This window comes from Pseudoalteromonas sp. BZA4, assembly GCF_040104395.1.
Taxonomy (GTDB): domain Bacteria; phylum Pseudomonadota; class Gammaproteobacteria; order Enterobacterales; family Alteromonadaceae; genus Pseudoalteromonas.
In genome coordinates this window covers 65513-88503 of the sequence record NZ_JBECOT010000006.1, presented here as the reverse complement: position 1 = coordinate 88503, position 22991 = coordinate 65513, and the positions used below count along the sequence as shown (strand labels likewise).

Here is a 22991-nt window from a genome sequence, read left to right as displayed (position 1 = left end):
ATTCTCCCCCAGTAATTGAGCTAAGTAGTGAAGCGACTGTAAAAGAGCAGGAGAATATTGTTCTTACTGCAACCGTAAGTGATGACAATTCAGGCCTCACTTACGCGTGGACTCAAGATTCAGGACCAGCTGTTACACTAACCGGCGAAACTACCGCATCAATTAATGTTAGTGCACCTTCACTTGATAGTGATGCTGAAGCTGTATTTACTTTAACAGTAACTGATTCTGCAGGTCAGTCGATCTCAAAATCTATAACGTTAGAGATGTTGAATAATGTAGCTCCTGTTTTATCTGCTGATTTCGGTTCCGCACAAGAAAAATCAACAGCTACTTTAGCGGTAAATGCAACAGATGATGATGGTGTCATCGAAAGTTATAATTGGGAGCAAACTGCAGGACCGGTAGTTACCTTAGATAACAGCTCCAACGAAGAAGTTTCTTTTGATGTACCAAGTGTATCAGAAGATACTGAATTGATGTTTAAAGTCACTGTTACTGACGATAATGGTGATAGTAGTGAAATAGAAGAAACCTTTTTAATCTCTAGCATTGATAATAGTTATGTTTTATCTGGCTCAGTTGCTAGCGAAAAATTTGTAAACTCGACTGTAAATGCATTATTTCTTGGACAGTCTTATCAGCAAACTACTGATTCAAATGGTGACTTCTCATTTACATTTACTGCAGATGATGATGAAACAAACTTATTTAGTAGAGTAAACGCAATTTCAGCGGTTAATTCTAGTCTTGAATATAGTGCTTTTGTTCCAACTTTAGGTCTTAGTACGCAAGAAGAAACTCCTTCTATAAATAAAATGGATACGGTCTCTAATACTGAACAAGCAAATAATGTTAGCTTAAGTGCTGTTTCTACTGCTTTAGTTGCCCTAATTACAGCAGCAAATGGGGATAATCCACCAGAAGATCTAGACAGTTTTACTCTTGTTGAAAAAGGTGTTGACCCCGACGTACTGATTGAGGCAGCTGCTGTTGTTAAATATGCATCTGAAAATGACATTGAGCTTCCTGAAGGAACGGAAAATCTGATTGATTTAGTACAAGACCCTGATGCTTATAACGAGTTTGTTACAACAGTGGAGCAAGCTGACCCTGGTGCAATCGAAAACGAAGTTGCCAAAATTATTGCGGACCCAGAATTAACACCTCCTGTTGATGCAACATCGCTCCCTTCATACTATGTAAGAACTTACCCTACAGCAGCAGGTTTTTTATCAAGGGGAGGTCAACAATATACTTTTGAGGAAGGTGGAACTGGTAAATACGTGCATAGAAGTGGCGCACTTGATTATAACTGGACGTTAGATGAAGGTGTTATTTCTCTGGAATATACTGGCGGTGAAGGTTTTGTTAGTTACTTATCTGTTGAATTAGGTAACGCAGGTCTTACGCAAGCACAAGTAGATGAGTTGATTAACGCAGGGGTATATCAAGTTGAAGTTATATTTACACCTCAAACGACGACACTAAAACGTATCGTAGAAGGCCAGTCTATTGATAGTTATAGAATGAACACAACTGAATCGGCAATAATGACGCCGGTTAACCTGGGCGAAAGTACAATCGCAACAGAACAATATACTGTGACAAGTGAATTTGATGTTCCAATGCGTAAGGCCTCAGCAAACACTGAACTTGTATTTAGTGAAGATGATATGGCAGGTACTTGGGCTATTCAGCATTATAATGCGCAAAACATGAATTTCATTTTGGATCCTTATCAATTAGCGTCAGATAATATGGGTAAATTGCAAGATTCAAATGACACAATTGAATGGGATGTAAATGATGGGGTTTTAAAAGTTACATTTGCAGATAATAGCTATCAAACAAGTACAATCATTGACCAATTAAATGGTGATCTACAATTATTAAATATTGCTTACAGTGCTGATGGAGAAATTAAAGCAACCGAAGTAATGTATGGATTCAAAGTTGATACAGATGCAGCTGCATTAGTCGATGTTAAAAATGAACCATCTACATTTTGGCAGGGCATGGTTAACCAATGGACAAAAGATAATTGGTCTGATGGAAAGCTTGAGTTTTATTATGCAGGTAACAGTAATAACGGCTTTAATGTGTTTGGTTTTCAGTTAACTGAATCTGATAGCAGAAGAATAGACTACCTAGAAGGAACTGAATCTGACTATACATTACAAGGAGTAAATGTAGGTTGGATGCAAGAAATGAGAAATGTAACAATCAACTATTTTGGAGTTTTTTCTTGCAGCGATGATCTATCAAAACCTTGTCGTACAAGAGAATGGGAGGTTCTTAAGTCTCAGCCAGGAGTTGCTGGCGAACGTTTATACGTTAAAGAAAGAGACTATTACTTATTAGATGAAAATGGTTGGTACAATAGTGAAGGCGAACCATGGGAGATTATTGCTCCTCGAATTAATGTGTATGAAACGATCCCTGAAAACTACTGGATGAGTGAGGCAGAACCTGCTGCTGTCTCTAACAGCATTTTGCAGCATGCTGAGCCTAATCTAGGGCATAAAATCCTGTCACCTAACCTTGAACGTTCAATTAATAACTAGCTTAATGACAAAGGCCCGAAGCGTTCGGGCCTTTTTAACTACAAATCTTAAAGCCTAAATTGCATCTGGCTGATTTTGTGGTGCAGCATCAATAAAGGCATCAAGCTTATTACATTGCTCATATACAGCAGCAATTTTAGGGTACTTGGTCATATCAACCTTAAAGCGCAAGGCATTAAATACTTGCGGCACTAAGCACACATCAGCAAGCGTTGGTTTGTTGCCCACACAAAAAGTATTCGCTTCATCAAGTAGCTTTTCGATACTCTCAAAGCCAACTTCTACCCAATGCTTATACCAGGTCGTTTTTGCTTCTTCATCAACACCAAGATCGTTAGCCAAGTACTTTAATACACGCAAATTATCGATAGGGTGAATATCGCACGCTACGGCATAACATAAATTACGGATCTGAGCTTTTTGCCATGCATCACCCGTTAAAAGAGGCGTTTCTGGATGAGTTTCTTCTAACCACTCTAAAATAGCCAGCGATTGCGCAAGTACACCCTGCTCAGTTTCAAGTGCAGGCAATAACCCTTGTGGGTTTTTAGCTAGGTACTCGTCGCTTTGTTGTTCTGATTTTAATAAATTAACCGTCACCAACTCGTGATCAATGTTCTTTAAATTAAGCGCAATGCGAACTCGGTATGCAGCTGATGAACGAAAATAGCTATAAAGTTTCATTATACGTCCTGTTTACCTGTGAAATGTTTTTTAATCGTGCGCCAACAATCTGTGTAGTTAGGCTGACGCTCTTTACCTTCAAGGGCATATTTAGTTGGTGAAATAACGTAACGCGATTCGAACATAAATGCCAAAGTGTTTTCGTAGCGTTGTGGTTCAAGCTCAGCATTTGATGCTTTTTCGAATACATCGGCTTCTGGACCATGTGGCGACATACAGTTATGTAAGCTAGAACCACCTGGTACAAAGCCATGTTCTTTGGCATCGTACACACCTTCGATTAAGCCCATAAACTCACTCATAATATTACGGTGGTAATAAGGTGGGCGGAATGTGTTCTCAGCCACCATCCAACGTGGAGGGAAGATAGCAAAATCGATATTAGCGACACCTTCTGTACCCGATGGTGATGTTAATACAGTAAAGATTGATGGATCTGGGTGATCGTAACTTACTGTATTCATAACATTGAATCGAGCAAGGTCATACTTGTAAGGTGCACTGTTACCCGTCCAAGCAACCACATCTAATGGCGAGTGGCCAATATCACAACGGAAAATATTGCCATTGAATTTAGCAACGAGTTCGAAATCACCTTCTACATCTTCAAAAGCCGCTACAGGGTAGTGGAAGTCACGGTCATTAGCATAACCATTGGCACCCACTGGGCCGCGCTCTGGTAAAATATAGGCATGGCCATAGTTTTCACAAATATAACCACGTGCTGTATCAGTAAGTAAATCAACTGCGAACTTAATGCCACGAGGAATTACGGCAATTTCTCCTGCACGAACGGTTAGTTGCCCGCACTCAGTTCTAAGTAATAGCTCACCTTGTTGCGGCACAAATAACATTTCACCATCAGCATTATAAAAGTAACGCTGTTTCATTGATTTATTAGCGACATAAATATGAATACCAATACCTGTTTGTGCATTGGCACTACCGTTGGCAGCCATAGTGACTAAACCATCTATAAAATCAGTTGGCTGTGCTGGAATTTCAATTGGGTCCCAACGTAGCATTGTCGGTGGTGTTGGCACTTCGGTGATAGGAGCTGTACGAATAAGGCCATTATCAATTGGCGTGTAATCACCTTGTATTACTGACGGGCGAATGCGGTAAAACCAAGTACGACGGTTATCAGCACGGGGCGCTGTAAATGCCGTTGTGCTGAACTGCTCAGCATATAAATCGTATTTAACTTTTTGCGGGCTGAATTGACCGATAGGTAATGCACCGGGTAATGCTTCGGTTTCAAATTCATTACCAAAGCCTGTCATATATTGTAATTCGTTATTCATCACTAGACTCCTGAAAGGTTTTAGGTAAGATACTCTCATGTGAGACTAAATTCAAACTACACTGAATTTACTTGTGTAAATATTTTTTGACAGTAGTGAAGCCATGACGACAGATAATCAAACAACGCTCGATTTAAAACAGTTCTTACCTTATTCATTAACCAATATTGCAATGCAAATGAGTGAGCAGTTTAGTGAGCTATATCAACAGCAGTTCGATTTAACCGTGCCACAATGGCGTATAATTGCGAATTTGGCCCAATATGGCGAGCGTACTGCCAAAGAATTATGTGATATGGCACAAATGGATAAATCAACGGTGTCTCGTGCAGTAAAGTCGCTATTGACCAGAAACCTTATAATAGCCAAAGAAAACCCTAAGGATAAACGCGCAAGTTTTTTATCACTATCCGTTGAGGGGAACCGTTTGCATGAGCAAATTGTGCCATTAGCAAATGAGTGGCAAGCAAGTTTAGTGAGTGACTTAGATAGCCAAGAACTTAAACAATTTATGAACACTCTTAGTAAGCTTTCCAATCACTTAAATAAAAATGTGTAATTCTGTAATCAAGGCTTTATAGCAATTGATTTAGACAATCGATACGTATATGATAATGGCTATCATTTACAATTAGAAACTTGGATGTCCCCCTATGAAATTAGCGTTAAACACCGTTAAAACACTAGGTCTTAGCCTAGTATTAGCATCTACTTTTATTGCCCAACCTGTATTGGCAAATGGCCCAATTGGTGAGCACGTTAATCATCTAAAAGAAAATTTAAAAGATTACTCAGAAGACGTTGAGTGGATGATCGGTAAAGTTGACACCATGGTTACCGATTATGAAACAAAAGGCGCAAAAGCAGTTAAAAGCGATGATTTAATTGAATACTGGGAATCAGTAAAGATTCACAGTGCGATTGAAACGAATTATGTACCGGTTTATGCATCAATCTGGCAAGGCATTTATGGTATCAAAATGGCCATTGATGACAAAAAACCAGCAAGCGAAGTTCGAGAGCACCAAAAGGCCTTAAATGCTGCCTTGTGGCAGGGTCTTGGAGCTGTTAAACTTGCTGCCGACTTCCAGCAAAAAGGCTTATTAAAAGCTGTAAAAGCAACTGCTTCTGAAACAATGACTCAAAGCGCTACTATCGATGAGATCAAACATAAATTAGACCGTGTTGTTGCAAAATACGCAGAACGTTTAAGCGATGAAGCGACGCAAATCGTACACGATACTTACCTTCACTTATTCGAAGGTGTTGAAGGTACACTTATCGAAAAAGATGCGAAGTTAGTAGAAGTTCTCGAAAAAGATTTTAACGTAACCCTGCCTAAAGCTATTTCTGATAAAGGGTCTGTTGACCAAGTACGTGCAGTGGTTGTTGATATGCAAGAAAAACTAGATCGCGCTAAGGTGTTACTAGAAGAAGCCGAAAAAGCACGTAAGGATGTATTTTAGTGAAGCGTAGGACCTTTATTCAAGGCCTGGCTGCGTTTGGGGTGGTGGGCGCAATGCCGCTACCTCTTTCTCGTGCCTTTGCAGCCTCTGCTGCAAGCCCAATTTCAGTGAAAGACTTACCCGCCCTAGAGGGTGACTTAACCTTATATTTAGGCCGTGGTGAAGGTGGTTTGTACGAAAACGTACTGCAATCAATCCAAAAGAAAAACCCAAAACTTAATTTATCAATTCGCCGTGGCCCAACTGCTGCACTTGCCAACATGATTGTGGCTGAAGCGAATGCGGGTGTTAAACGTGCTGATTTATTTTGGGCCGTTGACTCAGGCGCGATTGGCTTAGTAACAGACGCAGGTTTAGCTAAACCGCTACCAAGTGACTTAGAAGCGCAATTACAACCGCAGTTCCGCTATCCGGGCTGGGCACCAGTGACAGGTCGTATTCGTACATTACCTTACAACACTAAGCGTTTATCAAAAGATCAGATCCCAGATAGCATAATGGCCATTGCTGATAGCGATTTATCAATTGGTTGGGCACCTGCTTATGCTTCTTTCCAATCATTTGTCACGGCAATGCGTATTCTTGAAGGTGAAGATAAAACCGCTAAATGGCTTAAGAAAGTTCAAAAACGTTCGAAAACCTATGCCGGCGAGCTTGGTGTAGTGATGGCCGTTGAACGTGGTGAAGTGGATATTGGTTTTGCAAACCATTATTACACCTTACGCCTTAAGTCAGGTAAACCAGATGCAAACCTTGATCTTGCATTCACCAATCAAGATGCCGGTTGCTTAGTTAATGCATCAGGTGTGTTATCGCTGACAGACAACCCGAACGCAATGAACTTTATGCGCTACTTACTAAGTTCTGAAGTACAAAGTTACTTAGCACGTGAAGCCTACGAAATTCCATTGATTCAAGGTATTGACCAGCCAGCTGGATTACCAGCCTTAACGGATGTGTCGCCGCCGAAAATCGATTTAACTCAATTGGCAGATTTAAGGCCAACACTCGACCTTATGCGCAGCAGCGGTGTTTTATAATGCGCATACCTGCTTCTTATCCCATGGCGCTGCTTGCAGCGCTTTTGGCGTTAGTGCCAGTTTATATTCTGATCACTTTAGCCAGTGATGCGACGGCTGTTTTTGATAGTCACAATTTAAAAATTCTGGGTAACACTTTATCACTTATGGTGTTAACTGTTATAGGCTCTATTTTAATTGGCGTGCCTCTGGCGTTTATTAGTGCCTATGTTCAACTTCCTTTTAAAAAGCTTTGGCTTGTTTTGTTTGCAGCTCCACTTGCTATTCCAAGTTATATTGGCGCGTTTACTTTATATGCAGCATTTGGCCCCGGTGGTGAAATTAATCAGCTGTTAGGCTTTGAAACCCCGCCTATGTATGGCTTAACGGGTGCCGCTATTGTAATGACGCTGTACACGTTTCCATTTGTAATGCTAACAACACGTTCGTCTTTACTTAGTCTAGATGCCAGCATGGTAAACGCTGCTCGCACTTTAGGTATGTCGATGCCGATGAGTGTGTTTAAAGTTATATTACCGCGTGTAATAAACGGTATAGCAGCGGGCTCATTACTTGTTGCACTTTATACTCTATCAGATTTTGGTACACCGGCGATGATGCGCTTAGATACCTTTACCAGAGTAATCTATGTTGAATATAACGCCTTTGGGTTAAGTCGTGCAGCGATGTTATCGCTACAATTAATGGTGATAGTAGGCTTTTTGCTGTTCATCGAATCACAAATTAAAACAGCTTCTGAGCGCCACGGTAGACCGCTAATGTTATTTCCATCAAACGGTCAAAAGTTTGCAATGCTAGTGACTTTTCTACCAGTTTTATTATTGGCGATTTGTTTGCCGTTAGCCATTTTTACCCTTTGGCTTGCCCGTGATGGAATTGCTGATTTTGATTTCAGCATTGCGTGGAATTCTGCTTATGCATCTGGTATTGCGGCTATTGTTGCTGTTGTTGTTGCTGTGCCTGTAGCGCATGCTGCCTTAAGCGGTAAAGTAGGGCGCATTATGGAACGAGTCACTTATTTCGGATTTGGTATTCCAGGTATCGTAATGGGAACGGCGCTTGTTTATGGTGGCTTGCAATTACCGCTTTTATACCAAACTCTAGCATTATTAGTGATAGCTTACGTGCTACGCTTTTTACCGCTGGCAGTTGGCTCTGTGCGTACCAGTACAGAACACTTAGACTCGAGTTTAATCAAATCGGCACGTGTATTAGGTGCCAGCCCTCGTGAAGCATTTATGCGTATTACCTTGCCTTTAACACTACGCGGTATCATTGCTGGTGCAGCCTTGGTATTTTTAGAATCAATGCGAGAGCTTGAAGCGACCTTGTTACTTGGCCCAACAGGCTTCGAAACACTATCAACCTATTTATGGCGAGTTTATGAAGCAGGTTATTTCGGTCGCGCAGCCATTCCTGGCCTATTGTTGGTAGTGATATCAGCATGTGGCTTAGCTATAATGCTCTCAGGCGAAAAGCGCAGTCAATTAGAACATTAAGGATCAGTTTAATGCTATCAGTTAGTAAGCTGTCTATCGATTATGGTAGCAATCGTGTGGTAAGTGAACTTAACTTATCACTTGGGGAAAGTGAGATCCTCATGCTAGTTGGTCCAACTGGCTGTGGTAAAAGTACAATTTTACAAGCGTTAGCTGGGCTTATTCCTATCAGCGAAGGCGAAATTAATTTAGGCTCATGGCGTGCAACACCCAAATTAAAAGTTCCACCAGAAAAGCGTAAAGTAGGGATGGTATTTCAAGACTTTGCGTTATTTCCGCATTTAACAGTGCAGCAAAATATTTGCTTTAGATTAACCGATACGTCAAAAGCTGATCATTGGATTAAGTTACTGGGTCTTGAAGCATTTCGTGATAAAAAGCCCGCTACCTTATCGGGTGGTCAAAAGCAGCGTGTAGCACTTGCACGTACACTTGCTCACGAACCAGACTTTGTATTGCTTGACGAGCCGTTATCAAACCTAGATGCCGCTTTAAAAGATACCCTTCGTTGGGATATCCGTAATGCATTAAAAGATGCAGGTGTACCTGCTATTTGGGTAACCCATGACCAAGAAGAAGCCTTATCTGTCGGTGACCGTGTTGGCGTACTTAAAGAAGGCATTATCCAACAAATCGATACTCCTGAAAGCTGTTTTAGCTTACCAAGCAATCGCTTTGTAGCGCGCTTCTTAGGTGAAGCAAGTTTCATTGCCGGTAATTGTGAAGGTGATATTGCCACCACTGATTTAGGTAATGCACCAGCGATTAAAGTTGATCATGATACTGCGAAGGTTGATGTATTACTTCGCCCTGATGATATTCACCTTATTCAAAATGCAGCTACTAGCAATGGAAAAGTGACTTGGGTTCGTTACGAAGGTGGTAGCCGTTTATGTGCTGTTAAACTGGCATGTGATACTGTAGTAACAAGCCGAGTAAGCCATGAAGTGATGGTACGCCCAGGTGATGCAGTGCATGTTTCTATTAACACAACACATCCACTTGCGGTTTACGCAGCTTAAATAAAAATATCTATGCAGGTCTCATTGGCCTGCATTTTTAGAAAGCTTTCAGCCATCAGACGCGAGTAAAATCTGCTACCTAGCAACTTGCTTCCTTTCCTCTTAAAGCTCGTAACTACTATTTTTCCCGGCTAAAGCCCGTCCTACTGAAATTTTATCAGGTATTAGGCTCTAGGTTTTGGCACTAGGTTTCAGATACAAGGACGCGATGTAAAATAGCTGCAACTAGTAACTTTCTAAAAACGTAAAAAGCCCGCCAGTAGGGGCGGGCTTTTGATTTATAACAAGGTTAATTCGTTATTAGAATGTGTAACGTACACCTAAACGCATTTCCCACAAAGAAGGCTCTGTTTGTACACTTGCACCTGCAGGGTCATTGAAAGAATTATAAACATACTGACCATCAACAAGCTCAGCTGTTACAGCACTTTGCAAAGAACTACCTGACTTTAGAATACCCCAATCATCGTTAATTAAATTACCAATGTTCTTTATTACAAAATAAGCAGTACCTTTTTGATCTGGTGTGAAGCCCATAAACTCTTGTTCAACTTTTAGATCAAATGTAACCCACCAGTCACCGTCGATGTTATTACGTTCTTGAATCTCTCCACGCTCAAGCCCCTCACTCTCAATCCAGTTGTTAAAAGCTGTTTGATCGAAGCCAGGTCCATAAACCACTGACGGATCATCTACTTCAGGGACATATAATAGTTGACGACTAGCATCATTGTAGCCTAAGCCCTTAGAATCACGGTCGAACGTGTAAGAGTACGGATTAGTCTGTTGTGCTTGACCAAATAGGTTGAACTTAGTTTCATAGCCATCAAAGACCTCATGGCTGTAACCTAAAGATAATGTAAAGCGGTGAGGTATTTCATAATTAGAAGTTGTAACTCCAGGATTCTCTGAATCAGCAACTGCTATCTGGTGATAATTAGAGAATGCTACAGAGCTTGTCATTGGACTAACATCTTTTGCCACGGTATAAGCATAAGATAGTGCTAAATCAATACCGTTATCAAAAGCTTTATTCATAGATAAAGAAAGTACATGCGAATAAGCATCACTGCCTTTTACGTTAGTTAGCATAAAGTCAGATGTGCGCGGGTGTAAAACATCATTGTATACTGGGCGACCATCTGGTGCAGTATCTGTTTGCACATTTGCAATGTTACGAATAATCGCTGAGTCTTGTTTATCGGTATAAAGATAATCAACATTGAAGACATAATCATTACTTGTAATGTAAGTACCACCCAAAGAGAACTTCCATTCTGACGGAATTTCAAAGTCAGGGTCTGTTACATTTACGCTTGCATCTGCACCACCTTGTCCAACTTCGTCGTACAGCGATTGAGGAATGTCATAACCAGGCATACCGCTGCCATTAAATGCTATGGCATCATCACCAAGAATTTGTAAATCTTTTTGATCGATCTGAATATTTCTTACACCGTCATTAGAGTAGCTGTTTGAAACCCAAACATTTGGATTACCACCAGAATATAGACCAAGTCCACCACGTAACTCTAATTGATCGTTATAAATCCAGTTGATGCCTAAACGAGGTTGAAGAAGGTCAATGCCATCTAGGTTTTGGCTATTTGAAAAACCATATCTGTCTTCAAAGTTTTGGTTATGGGTAGGTTTATCACTACTTGTATACCAGTCATAGCGTAAGCCCGCTGTAATAGTAATATCGTAGTCTATTAGCTCAAACTTATCTTGAAAGTATACGGTGTTCAAAGCATAAGCAAATTCGCCTGCTGCATCGTCTGGGTTTTGTGATGAAGCGTTGCCGTAATAAATACGTGCTATACCATTTTCAAAATCCTCTATTGAACCAAAACGATATTCACCTTCACTATGCTGAACAAATAAGTTGTATACATCTAGTTCTTCACGCTCATAACCAAATGAAAGTTCGTGATCTTCTAAATAGTATGTCCCACCTAATTTTAGTGACAGGTTGTCATAATTTAGGATATTTGATTGGCGCGAATCATCCGGGCCGATATAAACATCAATATCACCGGTATCGATTCGGAATTCACCGAAACCAGATGCTGCATCTAATGATTGTTGGCGGTTATCGAGTTTCGAATAACCCACTCTTACTTCTGTTGAAAAGTTATCTGTCCAATCAGAGTACAGAGATGCGACATAAGATTCTAATTTAGCGCCACGCTCATAGAAGTGGTTTGAAAGAGCTATTTCGTTAGAATCTGCATCAGATTGAGCAAGAGAAAAACCGTCATTATAGTTATATACTAGGCTTGCACGGTGGGCATCATTAATATTCCAATCAAGCTTTACTAAAATCTTTTCGTCTTCGACAGGTAGACTCGGAATCATGCTACCTGGGTCGTAGTTGTAATTATCTTTTGAGATTTGTGTAATACGATCGATAGTTGTTTGATCAATACGGTTGTCAGCAAAAGGAATATAGTCAAATATTTGTGCGCCTTCTAGCTTCTCATAAGAGGTAAAAAAGAATAGCGTATCTTCAATTAAAGGAAGGCCAACATTAAAACCATAACGTTTTTCAGTGTAGTTCCCTGTATCAAGGTCTTTACCTTCAATAGAATCCCCTGACATTGAGTCGTTGGTGTAGTCGTAAAACAAACCACCATGAACCTCATTGGTACCTGATTTTGTTACTGCATTTATATTACATGAAGTAAACCCACCGTATTGTACGTCAAATGGTGCAAGCTCAACCGCTACCTGATCTATTGAGTCGAATGAAAAAGGCATGCGCTCAGTTGGGTAGCCGCTAGAGTTTAAACCGAAGTTATCATTCATGCGAACCCCGTCAACTGTTAGGCTATTGAAGCGCGGGTTACCGCCTCCACAATTGATCGAGTTTGCATTTGTTTCATCAATAAAAATACGAGGGTCTGCACGAATAATATCTTTCAAGTCACGGTTTATTGCTGGACGTGATTCTAGATCTTCAAGTGAAAAGTGACTTGCAGGGCCAGTGCTCCCAGATTGTGCACTGATCGGCGCGCCAGATACAACTATTTGTTCCATTTGTCGTGTTTGTAAACTAACAGTAACAGGGTAATCTTGGCCAAGAGTTAAATAGATATCATCTAGTTGTCGATCTTCATATAGATCAGAATCGACGATAATTTTATAAGGACCACCTACGCGAAGACCTTTACTAGAAAAATTACCCTCATTTGTTACGGTCGTTTTTTTAACTGACCCTGAAGGTATATGGATTATTGTTATTTGTGTACCAGCAGCAGGGGTGCCATTAGGGCCCGTAACTTGGCCCTTGATAGAAGATGATGTTTCATTAGCAATTGCTGCATGACTAAAGGTCAAGCAAGTCGCAATAGCGATTGCCAAAGTACTTTTATTAAATGTTGATTTCATGAGGTTTCCCGTTGTTAAATAATGATACTTACTCATCGTAAATATCCTACCTTTTTAGAATCAAAGTGTGTCATTTTTATTACAGATATAAAAAAACCCGCTTTTAGGCGGGTTTAAAAATTATAGATTAGAATTTATAACTAATACCAATTTTAGCTTGCCATGCAGAAGCACCTTGCTCGATTTGCGTATAATTTCTTACATCGGCACCATTGTACGCTTCATGAATTATATAGCGACCTTGGTCGTCTAAACCGCCGAAGTCATAAACCGATTGGTCTTGATAGCTTAGGCGTTTTTCAATACCCCAGTCACTATTAAGTAAGTTAGCAAAGTTATCAATCATGAAATAAACTTCACCGCTATGTCCCTCAGCGAAACCAGGAATTTCTTGTTTGACGCTGATATCCATTGTTGTAACCCACGGCATAGTACCTGTATTTCGGTCTAATATTTCACCGCGCTCAGAGATGCCAGCTCTATCAAGTAGTGCTTCAAGTTCACCCCAGGTAAGTTGCGATTCATCCCAGTTTACATTTGGATCATCGGCCCCAGTTGGAATATAAGCTAAATAAGCTGAGCTTGAGTAGAAGTCACGCGAATCACCTAGCGCACCATCTTGATACGAAGCCATTGTATGGCTGTAAGGGCGGCCTGAACGACGCTCAAAATAAAGGTCAAACTTAGTGTTATAGCCTTTAAAGAATTCAGTATGGTAACTGATATTCACTTTGAAGCTATGTTCTACTTCATAGGCACCACGCTGTGCTAAGTCTTGGTTACGATTTTTTGTAACACTGTGCTGATAGTTGCTTTGTGCTTGTGAAGATGAACCAGAAGATGCTTCAGTAATATCTTGGTGTGCATAGCTTGCTGAGATGTATAAACCGTTATCCCACTCTTTTGCAAGAGCTGTCGAGAAGATTACTGAACGGCCATCATCAGATGAATTTGTTAACATGATATCGAAGTTATCAGCTAAATCACCTGAATAGATGCTTTCTTGGATTAAACGCTCGCCATCTGCTGCAACACCAACAGGGACAATTGCCGTGTTGTGCCAAATTGCTTCGTTTTCTTTCTTATGGTAAGCAATTTCAGCTTGCCATTTGAAACCATTACCTAGTAATTCAGAATCAAAGTCATATTCGAAACCAATTTGACTACGGATGCTTGAAGGTAATTTGAAGTCAGGGTCAATGTAGTTCGTGCTACCTGCTCCTTTTACCAGTGAATCTTGGATTGCACTTGGAACAGATGTGATATCTGCAGAGTTATTAGCGTAGTAATCGTTAATAACTGATTGAGGTGCATCAACAAGTGTAATACCGTCTTTTTGGTACGAATTATTATACCAAACGTTAGGAATACCGCCTTGGAAGCGACCAACACCACCGCTGATTGTTAGGTTTTCTGTTGCGTAATATTTAAAACCGACACGTGGTAAGATGATATCAACGCCATCAAGGTTTTCTTGGTTTGAAAAGCCATATGTCTCTAAGAAATTTTCATTTAGAGTTGGTTTGTCATCTGATGCTAAACGCTCATAACGAATACCTGCATTAACTTCTAAATCATCACCAATGTAAAAAGTATCTTCTAGGTAGATTGCTAATTGGCTACGTGTTGCATCGTATGCTGTGTCTGCGGAATTGTTTGTATAGGCGTTTGCGTAAGAAAAGTCGTAAGTACCATTATAGTTACCTACTTCACGGTTTGCAAAACCAGCTACACTATCAAACTCCCACGAACCTAACGAATTTGCAGCGAATAGGTTATACAGATTTAATGATTCATACTGAATACCAAAGTTAAGCTCATGCTCATCAAGAAGATAAGTACCATCAAATGTTAATGTTAGGTTCTCAGTTGAAGACTCATTTGCATGGCGGTATTGGTTTGTACCAAACTCATAAGCTGGACCACGATAGTACTCTTCAACTTTTACACTACCAATATTCGAATTTGTTAAGCTGTTTGAACTAACATCTTTATACGCGATACCAATCTCTGATGAGAAAACATCGCTCCAATCTGAGTAAAGTTTTGTCGAGAAATTATTGAATTTAGTTGCATAAGTATAGCGGCTTGATGCAAGTAATACAGTGTCCCCGCCAGTACCAAAGTTACGCTCTTCTTGATCATCTTGCCATTGATATGTGAAATCTAAGCGGTGCGCATCGCTGATGTTCCAGCTAAGTTTAACAAGTAGTGATTCATTTGTGTCTTCAGGATCGCCACCTAAAGAGTCTTGCAAACCATATTCATTGTCCAATACAGATAAGAAGTTATTTAATTGTTCTGCAGTTACATCGTATTCGTTGGTTGCACCAGATCCTTCAAAACCATAATCTAAATCAAGTTCGCTTTTCCAGCTGTTGTAGTTAACAAAATAGAAAAGAGTATCTTTAATCAATGGACCGCCTACATTAAAACCAAAGCGCTCCTCTGTTTGAATTGGTTCTACTTTATTGATCTCAAATGTTTTGTGGCCATCTTCATCTAATACAGGGCGTCCATCAGCATAAACTTCAGAAATATTGTCTACATCACCCGCCATATCAGGTGTAGATGTTTCATAAAAGCCAGAAAACTTAAATTCGTTTGTTCCCGATTTGGTTACGGCATTGATTGTACCACCACCAAAGTTACCTTTTGATGCAGAAAAAGGTGAAACATCTACAGAAATTTGTTCGATCGCATCTAAAGCAACTGGAGGTTGGGCTGTAGGGTAGCCACCATAGTTCAGACCAAAGTCATCGTTTTGGCCAATACCATCAACAGTTAAGCTGTTTGTACGTGGGTTATTACCTGCAAATGTTAGTTCACCACTACCGTTAATGTTAGCAAGCGGGTTTAATCGTGCTACATCTTTAATATCTTTGTTAAAGCTTGGCATGTTGTTAATTGTGTCTTCACCAAAAACACTGCTAGAACCGCCAGACTGTTGAACAATTTTATAGCCAGAAACTTCTATCTTTTCCATTGATAATGAGTTTAACTGTTCTTGTAAGCGATAAGTATCACCTAGCTCAAGGTAGATATTCTCTACCATACTATCACTGTGTTTATCTGAATCGATAAGAACGGTATATGGACCACCAACACGCAGACCATTAGCGATAAATGTGCCACTATCGTTCGTAGTTAACTCACTGATAGTTCCTGTCGGTTGATGGATAACCTTTATCTTCACATTTACTGCTGCTTCGCCAGAAGGTGTTGTTATTTTACCTCTCATAGAAGAAGAGGTATCTGCAGCCATAGCACTTGTTGAAACACCAAGAGCTAATATAACTGCTCCGGTTAATTTCGAAAGGCGTAACTTTTTCATTATGTTGTTTCCCGTGTTAGAGGTTTGTTAGTTTAAAGTTTGATTTTAGCTGGCATCTTCAGTGCCTTTACTAACGGTTTTGCAGATTTATCAAATAGGGTATTTAATAAACCCGCTAATCTAATACCACCCTGTTGTAGGCGGGTTTTAACAATCGGTAAGTTTTTATATATGTAACTGTAACTTACGTTTGTTTCATTTTCGTTATACAGAGAATTTGCAATGTTATTTGATTCGATTAACCAATCGCTAGGTGAACTGGCAAGATAGTCTGTTATTAATTCTTGATTTCTTGTATCTATAAATTGAGCAAATTCAGTGTAAGACAAATTTTCATTTTCTATGAGCTTTGTATCCCACAAGCTATGTAAATTGGTATCTTGTCCGAAGAATGTGACAGAAATATTGTTACCACCTCGATCTTCTCCTCGGCCAGCATGAAAAGGTTGGTGGCTATCACCAACAAGGTGCACCAAAAAGCGCAATGCAAATTGCTTTTCAGATAGAGAAGTTTCTTTGTTTTTTAACACTGAAATCGAATATTCCATGCCTTCTAAGATGTCTGACACAGTTTCTTTGTTATGCTGAGCATGTGATTCGTAATGAGGTTTAGCATCGCCTTCTTTAAAGTTAATGTAATGCCAGCGCGAAGACTTCTTTTGCCAGAATTTCTCTGGAGCAGAACGCATTTCATCAGCCCACGTTGCAATTTGAGGTAAAGATTCGCCATCTAGTAAAGGAACTAATGCTTGCTGGGTGGTGTCTGTAATATGCTTAGATGCAATTTCACCAATAATACGGTGACCATTCTGACCCCATGCATTAGCCGGGTTACTTAACACCGCTGAAATAATTGGTGTCGATAACAGCAACATTTTTATTGTTTTTTGTAACATTAACTCAGTGTCCAAAAATGAATGTGCCATGAAGCACGATTTCTTGGCCCATATTTTCCTGAATTTAAAAGCAAATAGAAAGGACTCAATAAGATTCATAATTTCTTGTTCATACATATTACTTATCAATGGCTTAATGTGTTCAGGTAAAATTACTTGTTGTAATAAGTAAGAATAATTGTTCAAATAGAGACAACGGAGCGTTGTTGGCTATTAAAATTGAATTTAAGAACAATACTAATAAAAAAATCGTCGATTGTTACATTTTTGTTTCTAGCAGTTATTTTGTTTTTTTATATCGGAATTTTGCAGGGCAAACCGACTGTATCTGATATAGATGCATTTATTGAAACGTCTTTTCAATGTGATACTAAATCAGAGGTTAACCTTAACGAGCTGGTGGTGTATTCATCTGGCAAAGTATTGGCTGAGGATGTCGCTAAAACTTTGTGCGCTGATGACATCATTAGTAAACAATACGGCAAGGTCACCTCTTATTGGGGTTATAAAACATCTGACACAATTGAGTTTTTAGGTAAAGGGATTGCAGATTTGATCCTGGCTAAAGAAAACTTGATTAATGCCTTTATGGCCGAGTCAACCTATAACTACCAAGCAGTTGTTGGCTTTCCTGACTACACTGCTTATTTAATTTCTAGTAAAGAAAAGCCACGCATTGAAAAAAGCTACTTTTTAGATAAACGTATTGGTTTGCTTGATTACCCAACGAGCCGCTCTGGACACATTTTACCTAAACAATTATTTAAAAAATTAGATATCAACCTAGAAAACCTTAATATCACTTACGCAAGTTCGCATACTGAATTAAGAGAGCTGCTTGCAAGTGGTAAGGTCGATTTAATTTCTTCTTATTGGCAAGACAGTGACCAGCAACGTTTTTCTAAAAACTACATTACGCCTATACGTGACAATATAAGTGGTAGTCGTTGGTATTTAAAAATGCAGGATGAAAACACCGACCTTTTATGTGCAGTTCAAGCGCAGTTAACCCAATTAGCACACAATCAAAATTCTCATTACTTTAATCATGTTGAGTCTTTTTGGGAGTGTGAGTCGACTCAGCAAACAATGAAAGTAGGGGATAGCAATGCTGCCAATTAGAGTAAAGCTTGCTTATGGCGGAGTATTTATAAGCTGTTGCTTGGTTCTATTTGCCAGCTTTATTACAGCAAAAGCTTATAAGACAACAACTAATGATGCCCTGACTCTAGCAAAAGTTGAAAACCGTATTGCCCTTGATTTAAACCATTTAAATTTACCTGATGATTTTTTAAAGCATTCAGGTAGTAAAGATATGGTACTCAATTATATCGCGCGCCTTAATGCACAATTAGCTGACTCAGGCGTGATGGTTTACTCCATTGAGGGGAACTCTGATTATCCTGCTCGTGCAGATTTAATCACTAAGCAATTGCATGCACCACAAAAATCATTGACGGTTAGCTTCGTTGTGGCATCGTCTTTGTTTGCTAAAGATGATATCGCTGTGTTGATTTTGGTGTGTTTATTTGCAGCTGCATTTACTTATTTATTATTTATAAGTGAACGCACTAAAATCCAAATTGCTAAACACGAACCAGAAGTTGCAATTCAGGCAGAAGAAAAGCCTAAATTGATAGTCGATCTTCAAAATAAGACTTTCGCTGCTAGCTGTGCTGTTGATAAAACAGTGGCGCTTGCTAATAAACCGCTGTGCTTTTACCTTGCATTGGTTGAGTTTTGTATTGAACATCCTGATGTAGTGCTTAATCAAAATAAAGATGTACCAGAAGAATTACTGACTTTAGCAAACAAGTATTTTTACCGGTTAGTAGAGCTTGGTCACACAATACGTAAGCGCCCAAACTTTACCAATAGTTTAGAAAAAACATTAAGTGAAATTCGGGCAGCACTTGATGAAGTTTGGCAAGAGCAGCCTGAGATAAAAGAAACCTATTATCCACCTAAGGCCCATGGTGAAGGCTCTCGTTCTCGATTACATCATTATGGATTGAAAGCGATTGAGATTGCCGATATTGAAGTCATTGGGAAGTAATCTAGTTTAAAAGTAAAAAGGGAAGTCACTGACTTCCCTTTTTCTATTTAACTAGTCTTTATTTAGGAGCGTAATCAGACGCTTTAACAGGACTATTTTGCTCAAAGAAACGTTTTAATGCCTGTGCATCTGTATCATCTGTACTCACAAAGCCTTTTTTATTGGTAAGAGTAGGGTAACCATCACCACCAGAGGCATTATAGCTGTTAATGCTCATACGATAAGTTTTAGCCATATCAAGTGGTTTACCGGCAATTTTAACATCAGATAAAGTTTCATTGTCGCGCTTAAAGCTTAGCTTATAGTATTGTAAGTAAGCACCTGAATCAGGTGGGAAAGAAGTAACAACTTGTAAGTAGTCAAATAGCTCTTGGCCTGTCATATCAATATAGGTGATACGGTTTTTAAAAGGATGAACTTTTAAAATATCTTTATAACTTACATCGCCTGCTTGAATGCTATCGCGAATACCGCCACCGCTTATCAAACCAAAATCAGCACCCACTGACTGCATTTGTGCAGCAATAATAACGCGTGCTAAGTTTACTTGCTCATAGCGTACTTTATTGCGGTCACCTTCAAGTTTTGCATCCACGTTACCTATTTTACCAGCAATTTGTGCTGCGCCTTTTTGCTGATAAACCGCAAGGATGTCTTGTAAGTTTTTGTTTGGTTCAATGTACTCAGCCGCTAGCTTTTTATTACCGTTTTCATCATCGATATAAAGATTTACAGGAATAAGTGAGTAATTGAGCAAAGTTAATTCATCGTTTTCTAATTTGAATTCAGCTTTACCAACATATTTACCCCACTCATGGGCTTGCATGATCCAAGTACCATTTTGTTGGTCAGGCTTACACTCTTTACCTGGCATAAAGCGTTTGTCAGCAACATTGGCTTCTTTCATACACACTGGCTCTTGTGAATGACCGCCAACAATAATATCAAGTATTCCTTTTGGTAAGTTGCGTGCCATAGTTACATCACCGGGTGCATTAATACCAAAGTTAGCATCAACATAGTGACCCATGTGAGTAACAGCGATGGTAATATCTGGGTTGTACTGTTTATCAATTTCTGGAGCTAACTTTGCAGTAACGTCTGTAGGGTCTTTAAATTCTAGGCCACCGATATATTGCGGGTTACCGATTTTAGAGGTATCTGGGGTAGTTAAGCCGATTACAGCAATTTTAAGCCCATTCTTTTCAAAGATTTTATAGCCTTGGTAACGATTTTCACCGGTTGTTTTATCGATGATATTTGCTGATAGAAAAGGGAAGTTTGACCATTTTTGTTGTTGATCAAGTACTGCCAGTGGATTATCAAACTCATGGTTACCAATTGCCATGGCATCATAACCAATTAACGACATACCTTTAAAATCGGGCTCCGCGTGTTGTAAGTCAGACTCTGGAATACCCGTATTGATATCGCCACCAGAAAGCAGTAAAACAGCATGACCTTGTGCTTTGGCTTCGGCTTTTAGTTGATCAATTAAAGTCTTACGAGCAGCCATGCCATATTCACCTTGTTCGTTATGCCAAAAACGACCATGGTTATCATTAGTATGAAGCAGAGTTAAATATTGGGCTGAATCAGTATTATTAGAAGAGGAGCTACATGCGGTTAGGGTAACCAGTAGCGATGTTAGTAAAAAAAAGCGCATAATTGTTTGCCTGAATAGAGCAGTAGGTTAATTATGCGCTTAGTTTAAGCGACTTAAGTTTAAATTAAATGTATTTTATAAACTTTTGTCGCTATTTTCTGTATTTAGTTGTCCTGTTGCGGCAAGTTGTCTGCGTTGTAGTTCTTGTTCTGCGTAATGAGACTTTTGATGATTATTGCCGACCATCCAATTTAAAAAACTAGCGGGTAACTTACTATAAGGCTCACCTTGGTGTAGGCCAAAATCGCATATTGCGTTCTCTTCATTCGCCATGGTTCATTCCTGTGTGTTCATTGTTGTCGTGCTGATACTAACAAACTGAGCCTATTTGATAAGACGATTTTGATTTATTCTTTAAATTTTTTATAACCATAATGAATACATGGTGTAAATTAATGTAACTGAGATGTAATTGCTTTGGCGCGTTTTGTGTAACTGTTTTGTTTGCTATTTAAGCGTCTGTCTATTTTGTTTAAGCTTCTTGCAGTTTTATAATAAAAATTATCAGGAAAGATAAACAATGAAAAAACATCTACTTGCAACTGCTTTATTGGCTAGCTGTTTTACAGCCAATGCTACTATTGTTGAAATGCAGACAGATCTGGGCAGTATTACTGTTCACCTTTATGACCAACATACACCTGTTACCGTTGAAAACTTTTTAAACTATGTTGCAGATGGCAGCTACGACGGTACGGTTATCCATCGCTCATTTGATAACTTTGTATTGCAAGGTGGTGGTTTTAAATTTGATACTGATTTTGAGGCGATAGAAACTGCTGACGCTATTACCAATGAGCCAGTGCTGTCGAATGTTAAAGGTACCATTGCAATGGCGAAAGTTGGTGGTAATGCTAATAGTGCGACAAGTCAGTGGTTTTTCAATTTAAAAGATAACAGCGCAAACCTTGACTTACAAAATGGTGGCTTTACTGTTTTTGGTGAAGTAACTGTACAGAGTATGGATGTTTTAGAACAAATCACCTCTTTAGTTCACTGTGGAGAAGTCCCAGTAGTAAATCTTAATGAAGAGCAGTGCCCAGATACAACATCAGGTTTCAGTGGTGAAAACTTATTTTACATTAACAGCGTGACTGTGATTGATGATGATCCGAATTCATCTGCTTCTTTGTCACCAAAAGAGAACACGCTAATTAATGAAGATAACTCTTCAGACAATGGCGGTGGTAGCTCAGGCGGGAGTCTTGCGTGGATACTATCTTTATTAGCTCTTGCAGGCTTTAGTCGTCGTAAATAATTCCAATATACCCAAACCACCTCAAGATGCGAGTTTCAGTTGGAATTAAAAGCGATTTAGGCAAGGCATTGATTGCAAGTAATAGTGGTTCTATTGTTAAAATCAATAACGCAGTATAAATCGCTTTTAAACCAACCCTTTGGGCGCTTCACTGGCACTTACTCTCATCGTTGTTACTTCTTAAAAGGGACTGCCATTCTTGCAAAGTAACGCCTTGATATTAAACACCTGTGAAACGCTGAATTCTGAATCTTGAGGTGGTTTGGGTATATATAAGGCGCTAAAAAGCGCCTTATTTCTTTGTATTGATGTTTTTTAGAAGATTCTAACTAAAATAAGCACCCACATTATTAGCATTATAAAGCTACTGACAACAAAACTATAATAGCGAGCCTTCAAGGTGTTTGAAGTTAAGTGTATTACGCTATGAATAATTCTTAATGCAACATAAACCCAAGCAAGGGCAACAAATACAGTACCTACAGCATTGACTTGCAGAGCTGTTAAACAGGCAATAAAAAACAGCACAGGCATTTCGAATTGATTGATAAAGTTACGATCTGCTACGCGAACATTATCCCCAGCCTTTTCAAGCTCCATTGTTAAGAAGTCTTTCATCTCGATGGTTTTTTGTTTTGCCGCACGAAAACGACGCTTACCCATAATGTACATGACTGCAAAAGTCAGAAAGACCTGAGTGAACATTGCTACAATTAGCCACTTTTCCATAGCTCATCCTTTGTTATAGTTATTGCTATTAATCTTAACCGTAAGTATTGCATTTTCACAATGTGTTACAAAGTTTTGCT

17 protein-coding genes are annotated in these 22991 nt (G+C 39.4%); 9 read left to right on the top strand and 8 right to left on the bottom strand.

What is annotated here, in order from left to right; genetic code table 11:
- Positions 1 to 266 precede the first annotated feature (266 nt).
- Positions 267 to 2567, top strand: a complete 2301-nt coding sequence (locus tag ABMY41_RS04360) for a hypothetical protein (protein ID WP_349274218.1) — start codon at positions 267 to 269, stop codon at positions 2565 to 2567.
- 54 nt (positions 2568 to 2621) lie between these two features.
- On the opposite strand, the gene maiA is transcribed toward ABMY41_RS04360, so the two are convergent.
- Positions 2622 to 3251, bottom strand: a complete 630-nt coding sequence (gene maiA, locus ABMY41_RS04355; protein WP_063530108.1) for a maleylacetoacetate isomerase — start codon at positions 3249 to 3251, stop codon at positions 2622 to 2624.
- Complete coding sequence (gene hmgA / locus ABMY41_RS04350; RefSeq protein ID WP_349274216.1) at positions 3251 to 4555, bottom strand: homogentisate 1,2-dioxygenase; 1305 nt, start codon at positions 4553 to 4555, stop codon at positions 3251 to 3253. Before hmgA ends, maiA begins: the two co-directional genes overlap by 1 nt.
- Positions 4556 to 4658: 103 nt before the next feature.
- Here hmgA and ABMY41_RS04345 point away from each other — a divergent pair, with 103 nt between their 5' ends.
- The 5 genes from ABMY41_RS04345 to ABMY41_RS04325 all read left to right on the top strand — a co-directional run bounded on the left by ABMY41_RS04345 (position 4659) and on the right by ABMY41_RS04325 (position 9582).
- Positions 4659 to 5114 carry a MarR family winged helix-turn-helix transcriptional regulator gene (locus ABMY41_RS04345; RefSeq protein ID WP_287243594.1) on the top strand — a complete coding sequence of 152 codons (456 nt, stop codon included), beginning with the start codon at positions 4659 to 4661 and terminating at the stop codon, positions 5112 to 5114.
- Between the two features lie 94 nt (positions 5115 to 5208).
- A complete protein-coding gene (locus ABMY41_RS04340) occupies positions 5209 to 6021 on the top strand; it encodes a hypothetical protein (RefSeq protein WP_349274215.1) in 813 nt (270 codons plus the stop codon).
- Entirely contained in the window at positions 6021 to 7061 is a 1041-nt protein-coding gene (locus ABMY41_RS04335; RefSeq protein ID WP_349274214.1) for an extracellular solute-binding protein, read from the top strand. Before ABMY41_RS04340 ends, ABMY41_RS04335 begins: the two co-directional genes overlap by 1 nt.
- Positions 7061 to 8560 (top strand): iron ABC transporter permease, encoded by a 1500-nt coding sequence (locus ABMY41_RS04330; RefSeq protein ID WP_289096202.1) that lies wholly within the window; start codon positions 7061 to 7063, stop codon positions 8558 to 8560. Before ABMY41_RS04335 ends, ABMY41_RS04330 begins: the two co-directional genes overlap by 1 nt.
- Positions 8561 to 8571: 11 nt before the next feature.
- On the top strand, positions 8572 to 9582 hold the full coding sequence (locus ABMY41_RS04325) for an ABC transporter ATP-binding protein (protein WP_349274213.1): 1011 nt from the start codon (positions 8572 to 8574) through the stop codon (positions 9580 to 9582).
- 300 nt (positions 9583 to 9882) lie between these two features.
- On the opposite strand, the gene ABMY41_RS04320 is transcribed toward ABMY41_RS04325, so the two are convergent.
- The 3 genes from ABMY41_RS04320 to ABMY41_RS04310 all read right to left on the bottom strand — a co-directional run bounded on the left by ABMY41_RS04320 (position 9883) and on the right by ABMY41_RS04310 (position 17202).
- Positions 9883 to 12972 carry a TonB-dependent receptor gene (locus ABMY41_RS04320; RefSeq protein ID WP_287243588.1) on the bottom strand — a complete coding sequence of 1030 codons (3090 nt, stop codon included), beginning with the start codon at positions 12970 to 12972 and terminating at the stop codon, positions 9883 to 9885.
- Between the two features lie 127 nt (positions 12973 to 13099).
- Complete coding sequence (locus tag ABMY41_RS04315) at positions 13100 to 16306, bottom strand: TonB-dependent receptor (RefSeq protein WP_349274211.1); 3207 nt, start codon at positions 16304 to 16306, stop codon at positions 13100 to 13102.
- 32 nt (positions 16307 to 16338) lie between these two features.
- Complete coding sequence (locus ABMY41_RS04310) at positions 16339 to 17202, bottom strand: S1/P1 nuclease (RefSeq protein ID WP_287243597.1); 864 nt, start codon at positions 17200 to 17202, stop codon at positions 16339 to 16341.
- A 219-nt stretch (positions 17203 to 17421) separates the two neighbouring features.
- Here ABMY41_RS04310 and ABMY41_RS04305 point away from each other — a divergent pair, with 219 nt between their 5' ends.
- Both ABMY41_RS04305 and ABMY41_RS04300 read left to right on the top strand, forming a co-directional pair.
- Complete coding sequence (locus ABMY41_RS04305; RefSeq protein WP_287243586.1) at positions 17422 to 18324, top strand: hypothetical protein; 903 nt, start codon at positions 17422 to 17424, stop codon at positions 18322 to 18324.
- The gene (locus ABMY41_RS04300; RefSeq protein WP_349274209.1) at positions 18311 to 19258 is read left to right on the top strand and encodes a hypothetical protein; all 948 of its coding nucleotides are present in this window, start codon (positions 18311 to 18313) and stop codon (positions 19256 to 19258) included. The genes ABMY41_RS04305 and ABMY41_RS04300 overlap by 14 nt, the downstream gene beginning before the upstream one ends.
- A 58-nt stretch (positions 19259 to 19316) precedes the next feature.
- Here the strand turns inward: ABMY41_RS04300 and ushA are convergent, their stop codons facing one another.
- Both ushA and ABMY41_RS04290 read right to left on the bottom strand, forming a co-directional pair.
- A complete protein-coding gene (ushA, locus tag ABMY41_RS04295; RefSeq protein ID WP_349274208.1) occupies positions 19317 to 20924 on the bottom strand; it encodes a bifunctional UDP-sugar hydrolase/5'-nucleotidase UshA in 1608 nt (535 codons plus the stop codon).
- Between the two features lie 75 nt (positions 20925 to 20999).
- The gene (locus ABMY41_RS04290) at positions 21000 to 21197 is read right to left on the bottom strand and encodes a hypothetical protein (RefSeq protein ID WP_054563072.1); all 198 of its coding nucleotides are present in this window, start codon (positions 21195 to 21197) and stop codon (positions 21000 to 21002) included.
- A gap of 247 nt (positions 21198 to 21444) precedes the next feature.
- Here ABMY41_RS04290 and ABMY41_RS04285 point away from each other — a divergent pair, with 247 nt between their 5' ends.
- Positions 21445 to 22182: a peptidylprolyl isomerase gene (locus ABMY41_RS04285; RefSeq protein ID WP_349274206.1), complete on the top strand. Its 738-nt coding sequence runs from the start codon at positions 21445 to 21447 to the stop codon at positions 22180 to 22182.
- A gap of 315 nt (positions 22183 to 22497) precedes the next feature.
- Here ABMY41_RS04285 and ABMY41_RS04280 read toward each other — a convergent pair whose 3' ends face one another.
- Entirely contained in the window at positions 22498 to 22911 is a 414-nt protein-coding gene (locus tag ABMY41_RS04280) for an MAPEG family protein (RefSeq protein WP_175080616.1), read from the bottom strand.
- Positions 22912 to 22991 lie beyond the last annotated feature (80 nt).